The sequence below is a fragment of the Alteribacillus sp. HJP-4 genome, assembly GCF_042139015.1.
Taxonomy (GTDB): Bacteria; Bacillota; Bacilli; order Bacillales; family Marinococcaceae; genus JBHIKY01.
Genome location: NZ_JBHIKY010000003.1, coordinates 143,076 through 156,274, shown reverse-complemented (window position 1 = coordinate 156,274; position 13,199 = coordinate 143,076). Strand labels below are relative to the sequence as shown.

The following is a 13,199-nucleotide window of genomic DNA, read 5'->3' as shown; positions in this document are numbered from 1 at the left end:
CAAACAAGCCAGCAAGTGCAAAGTTTCCTGTATCAGTCACAAGACCCAATTCAAACAAGTATTCACCAGGCTTAGTAAATGTCGCAAATAATAAGGCACAGCTGTTTAAATTCGGTTCCTCATAAACGAATATTGCATGGAAGATTAGTAGATAGACATTCCGTCATGCTGAAAACCCCCTTTCTATCAAGTGGTAGATAGTACTCTATATCTTATGCTTTGAATGCTTGGACGATTGGACGAACTGTCCACAGCAATAGTGGATAGATGGAATAGATAGGAAGGATTTTGAAGAGGAAGAGACGAATTTTCAGGAAAGGAGGCGGTTTACTTTTATGAAAAATCTTATAGTATTGCAAGCGCATGCACCTGTGGGGAGACCACGATGAAAATAGCTATCATTTCAGACATACACGGCAATAAAACAGCGTTGGAAGCGGTGCTCCGGGATATGTCCGCGCGGGAAATTGAACGGATTTTCTGCCTTGGAGATTTGGTAGGAAAAGGTCCACTTGGCTCCGAATGCATAAAGCTTGTTCAGGAGAACTGCGAGCAGGTCATTCGAGGCAATTGGGATGTGTTTATTCAAGCTCCTGCTGAGAATGATTTTATTCAATGGTTTCAGGAAAGATTATCAGAGGAGGATTTTGAGTATCTTGCAAGCCTGCCCTTTCACATTGATGAAGAGATAAACAGTCAGCTTATCCGATGTTTCCATGCGTCTCCACGAAGTGAATTCGAGAGGATTTTTCCTTGGGATTCTATTGATAAAAAGCTGTCTATGTTTGAAACCAGTAAAAATATAGGAGAAATCCATCCCCCGCGGCAGCCCGATATCGTTTTTTATGGAGATATTCACACGAGCTTTTTACATACCTATAAAAATGGAATTCTTTGCAACGTTGGGAGTATTGGTAATTCTCTCGACCTGACATCAGCATCCTATGCCATTTTAGACGGTGAATATTCAAGTAATGCTGTACAAATGGTGCGGGTGGAGTATGACAGAAGAAAAGAATTAAAGATTGCTGAAAATGAGGGACTCCCCTCGCTCGATAAATATCGTGATGAAATAATTCTTGGGAAATACCGGAATCGTTAATGGTGGTTTTCTCAGAAGAAGCAGATTGCTTCCCAGCACCTTATAACTAACAACGGCGAAAGGAGAACAAGTGAGTGGGTATAAATTTTCACAGTGAAGATAACCGGGGCTCATATACTACGCGGGAAGCAGACGCGTCATGGGTGGCAGCAATGAAGGAACTAGTATCTTATCAGGATATTGCTAAAGCGGCAGATATCGGCTGCGGAGGCGGCATTTATTCAAAAGCGCTTGCTGATATGGGAGCTAATTCGGTGACCGGTGTGGATTTCTCTGAGGCGATGTTAAAAGGCGCCTCGGAATACTGTTGGGATAGAAAAAATATTAGGTTTCATTATGGGACGGCGTTCGCAAGCGGAATAAATGCAAACGAGCTGCAACTCGTACTCGAACGAGCATTGATCCATCACATTAAGGATTTACGGGCCTGCTTTCAGGAAGCATACAGAATTCTGGGAAATGGCGGAGTTTATATTATACAGGACCGCACCCCGGAGGATTGTCTGATCAAAGGAAGCGACTCTCACATCCGCGGGTATTTCTTCGAGAAGCTTCCCCGCTTAAAAGACATCGAAACGAAACGGCGGCATGCGGCTCCTACCGTTATTCATGCGTTGAAAGAAGCTGGTTTTCACAATATCGAGCAGAGAAAGCTCTGGGAAACGAGAGAAATTTATTCTTCTAAGACTCAGCTGTTAAAAGATGTAGAGGAGCGGACAGGACGCAGTATATTGCATGAATTGAATGAAGAAGAGTTGACTAACTTACTTCAGCACCTGGATCAATCGATAACAAGAGAAGAAACGATTGTTGAAAAAGACAGATGGACGCTTTGGAAGGCTGTGAAATAGAGTTGACTAATGGTTCTGGATTTATGGGAATATTACTAAGACATCATGCTCTATCTAATCTATTATCGTAGAAGATAGCAGTATTACTTATCCAAAAAGAAACCTATGTTAAAAAAGCGTTTCTAAAATATTCGACATTCTCTTTCGTAGCCATTATTAAAGGTTTCTATATAACAGAACCCGCTAGCTGGTTTCCATTTGTATTGGAGTAATAATTTTGACCATAAATTTACTACACCACAAGGCTTGTCGCCAGATTCCAATGGCGAAAGCCTTAGCTTTTCTTATACTTTGTTCCTTAATAAGGTTAATTTTTCTAAAGTGCAAGCGAGTTTGCGCAGGGATGATCAACCTCTCTATACAACCTCTCTATTTAAATAAATCATTATAAATGTTGAGCGCGGTGGCTGTGTTAAATAGGGAAATATTTTTCACTTGCCTTTAGAAATTAAGTGTTATTTCTTATGGAACACGCGGTTTACTTTCGATGATGGGAATCTGACTATGGAAGTATTTCAAAAAAGCCCATACCAGTGTGGCAAACCAACTGAGGGAGAATAACCCGGCGGCAATGGAAAGTGGCGAGAGTTCAAACACAGAGTGGCCGATGGCGGTCTGAATCAGTATCAGAAGCAGAAGAGTTACCCAGGATGAACCGGCAATGTGTACGATTTTACGTGCAGAAGTGGTCATTTCTGCAGATGATTTCATAAGTAAAAAACCTATGACCGGAAGGGCCTGCAGGGCGTGATAGCCTAATCCGTGCAGAACGATAATATTACCAGCCTCTCCAGTTGCCCTGCCCTGAAGAATAATCATCCAGATGCCTGCTGCATTAGCAATCAGTACAGAGACGAAAGCGTATCGAATCGTGAGAATCAAAGGACGGCGTTCGCCTCTTTCCTTATTTTGAAAAAAAGCAATTGTAACCCACGCTGCAGCAAATATGATAACGAGAGTGACAAGGCCGAAAAACATTCCGACTGCCATATCGAATATGGAGCCTGCCTGGGAAAAACGCGGATTAAAGCCTCGCAGATGCTGGACCGTTTCAATCGCAAAGCTTATGATTGCGGCAGTGAATAACATCCGGCGTACACGTTTCCGTGACCGCTCCTTCATGCCGGCAAGCGGCAAAAGTACAGCAATACTCAGCATAAAAATACCGACCGCGGCGTTAAAGGAAAAAGCACTGCGAATGTTTCCTTCCGGTAAGACAATGGTTCCAAAAAAGTACATATAGACCGCAAGACCTGACGCAAGCACTAAACCAAACACCCCTGCTGCAAAGAGAAGCATTTCCTTTCGGGCTGCAGCAAGCAGCCATGACAATTTTCTCCTCATGTTCCTCACCTCTTAAGAATTTTTTCCATAAGTTGTGTTCCAGTATGGTGAAAAATCGGCTTCGCCCTCTGGTTTCTGAGAAGGCGGAAGTAATAGCTGAAGGTGCATGTCATAATAGGCTTTCCTGTCTGAAATTCCACACGTATGCGCAGTGAGAAAGGCACCGTAAAAGATGGTGAGGATCAAGTGGACTAAATGGGAAACAGGGACGTCGGCGCGCATTTCACCGGTTTGCTGAGCCTCCTTCGTAAAATGCTGAAATTGTTCATATAAATGAGGAAGCTCTGTTTCGGACACCTCGCGACCATCCGTCAAAACATGACGTTCTGCCTCGGTCAAGGCAGGGACGCGTGGACAAGAGGCTTCGCTTGCTAAAAAACGAATCAAGCTTAGAAACATACCGGGATGCTCGGAGGCATCGTCTGCCGCCCGGTAAAATATTCTTCTTAAACCATCGAGCCCGTGGAGCGGTTTCAATAGTTGATCAACTGCACGTTCAAAACCCCAAATAGCCATGTAATAATTAAAAAGCTCCTCCTTTTGGGAAAAGTAATTAAAAAAGGTGACTTTGGAAACCTCTGCTTCCCGGCAGAGGTCTTCAATGTGAAGCTCCTTCAACCCTTCTTCTCCAGCGTGCTTTTTTGCGGTTTTCAAAAGCAGCAGCTTTGTTTTTGCTTTTTTAAGTTGTCTAAGGTTAATTTTTTTATTCATAATAAAAATTTAACTCATGTTAAATTTTATGTCAATCTTTTCTTTATAAAGGATTAGAAGATTGCAGCTAGAACTACTTTACAAGTAACTAAAAATATTAAGGAGCAGTGATTATGAGCTGGAAACCGGAAGGATATACGAGTGTATCGCCGTACTTAATTGTTGAACAGGCACAGCAGGTGATTGATTTTTTGAAGGAAGTATTTGAAGCAGAAGAGCTGCGTCGGTATGAAACACCGGAGGGAGCTGTCATGCATGTCGAAGTAAAAATTGATGACACTGTGGTGATGATGGGCGAAGCGCCGGATTCATCGGTCTCTGCTTCCCCTCACCTTCATGTTTATGTAAGAAATGTCAATGAAACATATCAGCGGGCAATCGAGTACGGCGCAGCGTCAGTGCAGGAGCCGGTAATGAAAGAAGGAGATCCTGACCGCCGCGGAGGAGTCCAGGACACTGCAGGAAATACATGGTGGATTTCAACGATGCAGCAATAATCCTTACAAGCCTGGCGTTTCCGAGCACTCCCGCATATTTTCACCAGTCCTCCATATGCTAATGAGGTCATGTCTGAAAAAGATGGGTGAAATGCGGGTATGGATGCAGGCTGGATGTCTATCATTCCGTTTTTGATTGTAATGCCGGTAGCGATATATACAAAACAGGTGCTGCCAGGACTGCTTTTAGGGCTGCTCGTTGGTTCTTATATTGTCTCGCCTTCCTTTGTCGGCGGGATGCAGGCGATGCTTGCTTACGTGGTGCAGGCGCTGATAGATGAAAATAATATTAAAATTATCGTGTTTTTATATGCGTTTTCCGGATTGACCGGAATGATTAAATTCTGCGGGGGAATAAAAGGTTTTGTGGAGGCCGCTTCTGAAAAAATCACTTCCAAAAAAGAAGCGCTCTTTCTCACTTATATTTCTACGATCGGCACCTTCAGCGCGCCGACTTTTCGGTTTGTGACAATTGCGCCGATCATGAAAGCACTATTAAAAAAGGTGAAGATGAGTACAAAGGAACTTGGGTTTGTCATAGAGACAACGTCTACACCGATAATCGTACTCCTGCCGGTGGCTACGGCGTTTGTCGGATATATGGTATCTGTCGTGCAGATTTCCGTGCAGACCAAGGAGGGGGCGGGAGAACCGTACGACTTATTTTTGCAGAGCATTCCGTTTAATTTCTTTGCGATCGTCATTATTTTGCTAGGTATTTACTTAAGTTTTTTCCATCATTCTCGTTCCAATGCTCCGACGCAGATCGAGGATGGAGGGGAGGAGGACGAGGAGGACTGGCACAATTGCCATCCGGCCGTGTCCAAAGAACTGCCGACTAAACCGTGGAACCTGGTTGTGCCGATTGCTCTCGTGATCAGCCTGACGTTATTTTTGACGTGGTGGGACGGACGCGGCGGGGGACGTTCCCTGACGGAGGCGTTTATTGAGGCGGACGTAATGGAAGCAATGGTTGTCGCTTTATTGATTACGACCCTCCTCTCGATTCTCTTTTTTCTCGTGCAAAAATTCAAGCTGAAGGATTTAATCAGCAGCTTTATAGTCGGAGGCAACGAGTTGATGTCTGTTGTGGTGCTTCTGTCCGTCGTCTGGGGTCTTTCCTCTGTTACAGAGGAGCTTGGATTTTCCGGATTTGTGACAGCCCACAGCGGCTGGATTCCTGAATTGTTTATTACTCCTCTTATGTTTGTATTCGGAGCGGCGGTGTCCTACTTTATTGGTTCGGCCTGGGGGACCTGGGGTATTCTCATGCCTCTTGGCGTTTCGCTTTCCGCAGTCGCAGATGTGTCGCTGCCGCTTATTATCGGAGCAGTGTTTGCGAGCGGATCCTTCGGGGCGTTTGCATCGCCTCTGAGTGACGATACGAACACGATAGCAAGAATATTAAATTTAACCGTTATTGATTATGCTCATTATAAATTAAAGCCTGCCCTGCTTGCTGCCGGTATTAGTACGGTGCTTTACACCGCAGCGTCATTCTTTTTTTGAAATCAGCCCTCCCTGAACAGGGGAGGGTATTTTTAATACACTTTGAGCAGCTGGCAGAGTGCAGTGAAAAAAATCCAGCTCTCGCTTGAAGAAGCCGGATTACCTTTTTCTGATAATGATGGTTAACATATCACTTTATTCTGCCGATATAATAAACACGAACGAAGCGTTCTAAGAAAATTTAATAGACAATTGAATAGAGAGAGGAGAGGCGTAAAGCAATGAGAATGGCTGGTTTTGCGTCTGGAATGGAAATTGATCAGATTGTCCGCGATATGATGCGGGTCGAGCGTATACCGGTGGACCGGATGATGCAGAAGCGTCAGACAGTAGAATGGCAGGTGGACGAATACCGAAGTGTCAATCGTCTGCTTGATGAATTTCGTAATAATATTTTTGATTCGGTGATGCGTCAGGCGAACATGAAATCACGGACTGCGTTCTCTACAAATGAAGGTAGAGTGACAGCAACTGCGGCCTCAACTGCCGGCAATACGTCCTACCGGATATCGGAAGTGAGCCAGCTGGCCGAAGCTGCCTCGCAGTCTAGCGCCGGTAGGATTGGCGGAAGTGGATTTGATGCCTCAAAAGCCCTAAGCGAACAGAGCCTGGGAGAATCAGCGCCAGAATGGAAAACCGGTGTATTGCAGCAGGAGACCATCAGCTCACAGGCATCCGGGAGCAAATTTTCAATTGAAAAAGAGGGTTTGCTGGATACGGCGGCCGAAGATATGGTCGTAAAAGTAGATGGTCAACTTTATAACGTGGTTACGGATGACCGGGAGTTAGCGGAAGACCAGGTGCGGATTACCTTTGCTGCTGATCTGGGGGGGATGGAACTCGAATTTGGAAAATCACTCTCGGCCAAAGCGGATATCTCCGTTCATGAAAGGCAGAGCTTTACTCCCTCCTCCGAAAGAAACTCGTTTCAGCTTCGAAAAGGCTCAGTAGATGCGGCGTCGCTGGAAATAAGAATTGACGGCGGAGCACCTCTCGTGATTGTGACAGATCAGGAGGCAGAATTACAGGAAGGACAGGCGTATTTAAACAGCTCGACTGGGGCTGTCCGGCTTGCTTCTGCCACAGAAGGTACGGTGGAAGTGACGTTTTCGCAGCAGTACACTCGCAGCTCAATTACATCGTTTAATGAAAATGGGGAGTCTGTTAAAGATACGTTTCTTATTCAAAGTGGACAGTCGTTGAATCAGGTTTTGCAGGGAGTCAACCGATCAAGTGCCGGGGTGAATACTTTTTATGACGACTTTACTGGTAAGATTGCCTTTACCCGATCGGAGGCCGGAGATTTTAACCGTGCTGGAGAAGAAATGCTGTTTGAAGGTGATTTTTTCACCAATGTGCTTGGGATGAAAAATTCAGGCGTTTCAGCTGATGCGGGCGGCGGGCTGGTGGTCACTGGGCCGGACGGTGCTTCCGCCGTATTCGCAGGTCTTCATTTTAGTCCAGAGGCCTCCGGCGAATCTGCCGGTGTGCTGACAGATGAAACTGGAGCTGCTTATGCTAATCAATGGATAGAGGTAAATGGAAGAGTGGTTGGCCGCACAGATGAATCAGGGAACCTTAAGTATGAAGGTTTTCAAGGCGGCCGGAATGCGAGATTTACTGTTAATGGTCTCGAAACAGAACGGACGAGCAATACGTTTACTCTAAATGGGATGACACTCACGTTAAAAGAGACATTTTCCGCGGAAGAAGGAGCGGTTACGATCGGTTCCTCTATAGATACCGACAAAATTTATGACACGATCACCGGTTTTGTAAATGAATATAATGAGCTTCTTGATAAAATTAATGAAAAATTAACCGAAACCCGCTTTCGTGATTATCCGCCTCTGACAGGAGAGCAGAGGGGGGAGCTGAGTGACCGCGAAGCAGAGATGTGGGATGAAAAAGCACAGAGCGGCCTGCTCCGGAACGACAGGATGATATCTGGCTTTACCAATACATTCCGGACAGACTTATATGGGGCAGTAGGAAACGGCTCAGCTTATAATCAGCTTACAACGATTGGGATTTCAACAACGAGAAATTATAATGACCGCGGCAGGCTTGAATTTGATGAAACAAAGCTTCGAGCCGCAATTGAACAGGACCCGGACGGTGTGTTCGAGCTGTTTGCAGCGGATGGAGCTTCTTCCTCCGAAAAAGGGATTGCACGAAGGCTGCGTGATTCATTGGACCAGGCTATTAATTCTCTGGCGGAAAGAGCGGGAGGCTTCAAAGGAAAACTTCAAAATCATCAATTTACACTTGGGCGTGACATGAATAACCTAGACAATCAAATAACAAATTTTGAACGAAGGCTTTCAGAAACAGAAGAACGTTACTGGAGACAGTTCACTGCTATGGAAAAAGCAATGGCGCAGGCGAATGAACAGGCGAATATGTTTTATTCGCAGATGTTTGGAGGCGGCGGCCTTTATTAAAAGATTATATAACTGGGGGAATAGCCGACTATGGCCATACAAAATGCACAGGCACTCTACAAAAAGAATATGAAAGACGCAGAAACTTATAAACATACAGCTCCAAAGAAACCGGCAGCCCGGTCCTCATTTACTCCAATATCACAAAGAAGCCAGGCCACGACTGTAAAGGAGGAGGGGCAGGCACGAAGCAGTGGTAAATCGGCTGCGTCCTTTAACAAGTACAAGCAAAACGCGATGCAGACGGCCTCGCGTGGAGATTTGACATTGTTATTGTACAACGGGTGCCTGAAGTTTATTGATAAAGCGGACAACGCTCTGACGGAACAGGATATCGAGACGAAGAACAAATATATTATCCGGGCCCAGGATATTATTCGGGAGCTGATGGTTACGTTAAAAACGGAAACAGAGACGTCTCAAAATATGTTCAGCCTTTATGATTACATTCATCGGCGTCTCGTGGACGCGAACGTAAATAATGACAAAGAAGCGCTCGGGGAAGCACGCGGGCTTGTCGTAGAATTTCGTGACACCTGGAAGGAGATTATTAAATTAGACCGCCAAAACCGGTTTGGAGAAGGTGGACGAGCATAAATGGCAGTCGTGAAGGAATTATTCATGACAACAAAAAAGCTTCACGATCATGTAATCTCGCCGCTTCCCAAGGAATTAGATGCCAGGGATCAGTACATCGAAGAATTGCAGGAGCTGCTGGAAACCAGGGCATCATTGCTTGAGGAAATGAAGATACGTAAGACATTCAGTGAAGCAGAGCTTGCGATTGGCCGGGAAATGGTACGAATGAATGAAAACATTCAAATGCGCCTTGAAGCAGCCCAGGGTGAACTGCGGCTCGGTCTGCAGGAATTAAAAAAGAAAAAGCAGTCAAGCCGTCGTTATGACCGGCCATACAGCGGACCGACGGTGGATGGTGTCTTTTTTGACCAGAAAAAATAATGAACAGTCTGCTTCCTTATAAGCAGGCTGTTTCTTGCGGTTTGTGTCGTGTTCAATCAGTGCGTCCCTGAATCGAGTTGAAATCGTCTAGTCAGGCAGACGTACAGGTATGTTATGGTGAGTAAAAAGGAGGGTTTCCATTGACTGGAGCGCTTCAGCAGGCAGAGCGGGATTTTCTCGAGCAGTATTTGGAGTGGCTGATCATTGTAGAAGAAGGACTCCGATCTGTCACAAGCTTTTATCATGATAATTTAACCGAAAATGGAGATCGGCTGTTAAAACAAATGATGGACGGATTCACTCCCTTCTCTCCAGAAAATATGACAATGCAGCAGGTGTTTGGCCGCGAGGAAGAAACCACCGCTGTGATGGAAAAATTTTATGAGAAGGTGCTTCAGGCAGCGAAAATGGCTGAACATGAAGAGGGAAGTCGGCAGGAGAGGATGCAGATGGTGGCAGGAGAACTGCTGCCGATTTTTCAGCGCTGGAAGCTCCTCGTTGACAGCCGCCGAAACCGCGAGTGAGAGCGAGTTAGGCTGGAGTGATACTGTACAAAATGATAGCAAAACCTATACGTTGTGTATATGCTTTGTGGGGTGCCTGGCCCCCCACAAAGCACATCCCCATAAAAAGCACACCACCCTCATGTCCTAATAATATTAAAAGACCGCTGCGATATTGCCGCAGCGGTTCCTTTATTTTTCCGTATCAAAGTCATCTTCAATATTCTCGTCATCGTCGAAGAGATCATTCAAATCCACTTCTTCGGTGCCTTCCTCTTCGGATTCTTCTCCGTCCTCATAAAATTCTTCCAGTTTGATACCGCCGATTGTTTCAAATTCCTCCATATCTTCAAATCCGCTGAATTCTTGGAGATCAAGATCGTTTGCCTGCTCAATAATATAATCGGGAATCTCCACTTCTTCGGCTTCATTATACGAGGAATAATGAGCTACAATCGTATGGGTGGACTGATACGTCTCTCCTTCATCATTATTCATGAGAAGCGTAAGATCCATCCGGATCGAATCTACTTCATTCGTTTCCTGGTCAATAATCAGCTCATAATCAATCGACTCTATTTCGCTCATAAACAAAATATCCTCCATGGTGGTGGAAAAATCTCGATTGACCATGCTTACCATCTGCAGCGCTATTTGCTGCTGCGGTTCTTCTTCGCCGGAAAAGGTAATATGATTTTTATTTTCTCGTTCTTCAATTTCAAAATCTTCACCGTATGTCTCAATGGTGTTCAATGTGCGGGCCGGGTTATCAAATCGATTCTCTGTCGCTTGAATATCCTCGACAAATTCATCCGGGATCTGTACCCACTCTTCCTCATCAGATTCAAAAATATAAAATCCTTCTTCAGTGTAATAGCGTTCCAGAGAGACAACGTTGTCCTCATCAGGATTTTCGTCGTTAGGATCATTGTCAATAACGGAGTTTTCGTGATAACGCATTGGCTCTAGATTAACTGCTGCAGTTGATCGGTATGTATTGGTCAGTTTTTCTTCGTCATCGTACTGTATGGTCTGATTCATATTGGTATCTATGACATAGCTTTCCAGATCCTCTTGAACCTGAATAGCTTCTGCTAATACATCTTCGGCTTCGGCTGGTTCTTCCTCCTGTTCCTCTGGTTCTTCTTCAGGATCAGGCGGGGCCGGTTCGCTGCCGTTATCATCCGGATCTTCATCAGACATGCAGCCTGCAAAAAAAAGCACACACACAAAGGTGAGCAATCCCGCAAGCATTCTTTTCATTAGGTGACCCCCTCTTACATATGAAGGTATACATACAAATAGTACCACATGCAGACGTGCTTGGATAGAGAAGGAAAACAATGGATGATCAGACGAAAAAGCAATAGCCCCCTGAGCTGCTGCGGTGCGGGAAGCAGCAGCTCAGAGGGCGCCCGAAGCGGAGAGGAAAAACAGGAGTGCTTCGGATACGTAAGATAGGGTTTGAGAGGCAGAACTAAAACCTGTTGTTTCGTTCTAATGTAAGTGTAGTAAAAAGTGGAAAATAAACCAAATACCAAATTTAAATTCTGGAAGGGCAAACCGGACTATTTTTCATATATTGCACGTTTTATAGTAAAAATTACCTATAAAATAATGGAGGATGGAACACGGCAAACAAAATTTGGATAAATTTTGTGTAGAGAAAAATTAAAACGGGTAAAGATAAGGTGGCCACATGAAAATTATAAAATTAAAGGAGTCGATAGCATGGATGGGAAGCTGTATATCAATGGTAAGTGGAAGGACGCAGCAAATGGCTCTTTTGATGTCGTAAACCCTGCCACCGGGGAAAAAATCGGCACGGCTGCAGACGGCCGAAAACAGGAAACAAGAGAAGCAATTGAAGCTGCTGAAAATGCATATGAATTTTGGTCGAAGAAAACCGCAGCAGAACGGGCAGGTTATTTGAAAGAAATCCACCGTTTAATGATCGAGAAGAAAGACAAACTCGGTGAAATGATTACACATGAAATGGGTAAACCACTGAAGGAAGCGAAGGGAGAAGTAGAGTATGCAGCCTCCTTTCTGGAGTGGTTCGCCGAGGAAGGCAAGCGGGTGTATGGTGATACCGTTCCATCCAGCTCACCGGATAAGCGGATGATGGTTATCCGCCAGCCGGTTGGTGTTGTTGGTGCGATTACGCCTTGGAACTTTCCACAGGCAATGGTAACTAGAAAAGTGGCACCTGCGCTTGCGGCAGGCTGCACAGTGGTGCTTAAGCCTGGCGAGGACACTCCTTTATCGGCTGTTATGTTTGCTGAAATATGTGAGGAAGCAGGCCTGCCGGCAGGTGTGTTTAACCTGATTTCCACAGAAGAAGCTTCGGAAATCGGCGGCGAAATGATGGAAAACAAAGCGATCCGCAAGGTTACATTTACTGGCTCCACGGAAGTTGGCAAGATCTTAATGAAACAGGGAGCGGACCAGATTAAAAAGCTGTCGCTGGAGCTTGGCGGACATGCTCCAATCATAGTCCTGGATGATGCGGATATTGATAAAGCCGTCCAGGGCTCGGTCGCATCGAAATTCCGTAACGCCGGACAGACATGTGTCTGCGGGAACCGTATCTACGTACAGGAAAATATATACGATGAGTTTATCGAAAAGTTTAAAGCTGAGGTTTCGAAGCTGAATGTCGGCGACGGTTTTAAGGATGGTGTCGATGTCGGACCGCTAATTAATAAAGCAGGCTATGAAAAGGTCGACCGTCATGTCCAGGATGCGCTAGATAAAGGGGCCACTCTTGTTCATGGAGGCGAAGGCTATGAGCAAAGCGGTGCATACTTCTATTATCCAACGATTTTAAAGGACATTACCGATGAAATGGTGATTATGGAAGAGGAAACGTTTGGGCCGGTTGCGCCGGTGCAGAAGATAAAAGACGAAGACGAAGGAGTGCGCCTTGCAAATAATTCCCCATTCGGCCTGGCCTCGTACTTCTTTACCGAAAGCCTCAGCCGCGGCATGAACGTGGCAGAAGGACTGGAATTTGGAATTGTCGGGTGGAATGACGGCGTGCCGTCCGCAGCACAGGCACCGTTCGGCGGCTGGAAACAGAGCGGCATCGGGCGTGAAGGCGGATATCAGGGAATTGACGCCTTCCTGGAAACAAAATATATTTCCATGGGAATAAAGTGAATGTGAATTGTGTAAAAAATGGCGGGGCCTGGCCCCGCCATTTTTTATTACTAAAATTATAGTTTTGGATGCATGAATGGGCGGGCTGCTGGATAGGATATACAAAGCGGCTGCTG

At 45.4% G+C, this 13,199-nt stretch carries 11 protein-coding genes and 1 pseudogene; 9 read left to right on the top strand and 3 right to left on the bottom strand.

Annotated elements, in window-relative coordinates:
* The first annotated feature begins 385 nt into the window (after window positions 1–385).
* Window positions 386–1,102, top strand: coding sequence for a metallophosphoesterase family protein (locus ACE4RR_RS03795; protein WP_375534066.1), 717 nt, complete (start codon window positions 386–388; stop codon window positions 1,100–1,102).
* Window positions 1,103–1,176: 74 nt separating this feature from the next.
* Window positions 1,177–1,953 (top strand): methyltransferase domain-containing protein, encoded by a 777-nt coding sequence (locus ACE4RR_RS03790; RefSeq protein WP_375534065.1) that lies wholly within the window; start codon window positions 1,177–1,179, stop codon window positions 1,951–1,953.
* A gap of 462 nt (window positions 1,954–2,415) precedes the next feature.
* On the opposite strand, the gene ACE4RR_RS03785 is transcribed toward ACE4RR_RS03790, so the two are convergent.
* Together ACE4RR_RS03785 and ACE4RR_RS03780 are read right to left on the bottom strand one after the other, a co-directional pair.
* Entirely contained in the window at window positions 2,416–3,297 is an 882-nt protein-coding gene (locus ACE4RR_RS03785; protein ID WP_375534064.1) for a hypothetical protein, read from the bottom strand.
* 12 nt (window positions 3,298–3,309) lie between these two features.
* On the bottom strand, window positions 3,310–4,008 hold the full coding sequence (locus tag ACE4RR_RS03780) for a TetR/AcrR family transcriptional regulator (RefSeq protein ID WP_375534063.1): 699 nt from the start codon (window positions 4,006–4,008) through the stop codon (window positions 3,310–3,312).
* A 113-nt stretch (window positions 4,009–4,121) separates the two neighbouring features.
* Here ACE4RR_RS03780 and ACE4RR_RS03775 point away from each other — a divergent pair, with 113 nt between their 5' ends.
* From ACE4RR_RS03775 to ACE4RR_RS03750, 6 genes and pseudogenes are all read left to right on the top strand, one after another.
* Window positions 4,122–4,505 carry a VOC family protein gene (locus ACE4RR_RS03775; protein ID WP_375534062.1) on the top strand — a complete coding sequence of 128 codons (384 nt, stop codon included), beginning with the start codon at window positions 4,122–4,124 and terminating at the stop codon, window positions 4,503–4,505.
* Between the two features lie 99 nt (window positions 4,506–4,604).
* Window positions 4,605–6,014, top strand: coding sequence for a Na+/H+ antiporter NhaC family protein (locus tag ACE4RR_RS03770; RefSeq protein WP_375534061.1), 1,410 nt, complete (start codon window positions 4,605–4,607; stop codon window positions 6,012–6,014).
* 221 nt (window positions 6,015–6,235) lie between these two features.
* Complete coding sequence (gene fliD, locus ACE4RR_RS03765) at window positions 6,236–8,458, top strand: flagellar filament capping protein FliD (RefSeq protein ID WP_375534060.1); 2,223 nt, start codon at window positions 6,236–6,238, stop codon at window positions 8,456–8,458.
* Window positions 8,459–8,671: 213 nt separating this feature from the next.
* Window positions 8,672–9,055 (top strand): annotated as a pseudogene (gene fliS, locus ACE4RR_RS03760) (flagellar export chaperone FliS); the annotation flags it as partial.
* Window positions 9,056–9,418, top strand: coding sequence for a flagellar protein FliT (gene fliT, locus ACE4RR_RS03755; RefSeq protein WP_375534059.1), 363 nt, complete (start codon window positions 9,056–9,058; stop codon window positions 9,416–9,418). It abuts the pseudogene before it with no gap.
* A 140-nt stretch (window positions 9,419–9,558) separates the two neighbouring features.
* Entirely contained in the window at window positions 9,559–9,942 is a 384-nt protein-coding gene (locus ACE4RR_RS03750) for a DUF8042 domain-containing protein (RefSeq protein ID WP_375534058.1), read from the top strand.
* 171 nt (window positions 9,943–10,113) lie between these two features.
* On the opposite strand, the gene ACE4RR_RS03745 is transcribed toward ACE4RR_RS03750, so the two are convergent.
* Window positions 10,114–11,184 carry a DUF6612 family protein gene (locus tag ACE4RR_RS03745; RefSeq protein WP_375534057.1) on the bottom strand — a complete coding sequence of 357 codons (1,071 nt, stop codon included), beginning with the start codon at window positions 11,182–11,184 and terminating at the stop codon, window positions 10,114–10,116.
* Between the two features lie 468 nt (window positions 11,185–11,652).
* Between ACE4RR_RS03745 and ACE4RR_RS03740 the strand changes: the two genes are divergently transcribed.
* The gene (locus tag ACE4RR_RS03740) at window positions 11,653–13,083 is read left to right on the top strand and encodes an NAD-dependent succinate-semialdehyde dehydrogenase (protein ID WP_375534056.1); all 1,431 of its coding nucleotides are present in this window, start codon (window positions 11,653–11,655) and stop codon (window positions 13,081–13,083) included.
* The last annotated feature ends 116 nt before the right edge of the window (window positions 13,084–13,199 follow it).

What these genes read in the sequence shown, in the direction of transcription:
- fliT (WP_375534059.1), top strand. Translation starts at nt 9,056, where the DNA reads ATGGCAGTCGTGAAGGAATTATTCATGACAACAAAAAAGCTTCACGAT.
- ACE4RR_RS03745 (WP_375534057.1), bottom strand. Translation starts at nt 11,184, where the DNA reads ATGAAAAGAATGCTTGCGGGATTGCTCACCTTTGTGTGTGTGCTTTTT.
- ACE4RR_RS03740 (WP_375534056.1), top strand. Translation starts at nt 11,653, where the DNA reads ATGGATGGGAAGCTGTATATCAATGGTAAGTGGAAGGACGCAGCAAAT.
- ACE4RR_RS03795 (WP_375534066.1), top strand. Translation starts at nt 386, where the DNA reads ATGAAAATAGCTATCATTTCAGACATACACGGCAATAAAACAGCGTTG.
- ACE4RR_RS03770 (WP_375534061.1), top strand. Translation starts at nt 4,605, where the DNA reads ATGGATGCAGGCTGGATGTCTATCATTCCGTTTTTGATTGTAATGCCG.
- ACE4RR_RS03775 (WP_375534062.1), top strand. Translation starts at nt 4,122, where the DNA reads ATGAGCTGGAAACCGGAAGGATATACGAGTGTATCGCCGTACTTAATT.
- ACE4RR_RS03780 (WP_375534063.1), bottom strand. Translation starts at nt 4,008, where the DNA reads ATGAATAAAAAAATTAACCTTAGACAACTTAAAAAAGCAAAAACAAAG.
- ACE4RR_RS03785 (WP_375534064.1), bottom strand. Translation starts at nt 3,297, where the DNA reads ATGAGGAGAAAATTGTCATGGCTGCTTGCTGCAGCCCGAAAGGAAATG.
- fliD (WP_375534060.1), top strand. Translation starts at nt 6,236, where the DNA reads ATGAGAATGGCTGGTTTTGCGTCTGGAATGGAAATTGATCAGATTGTC.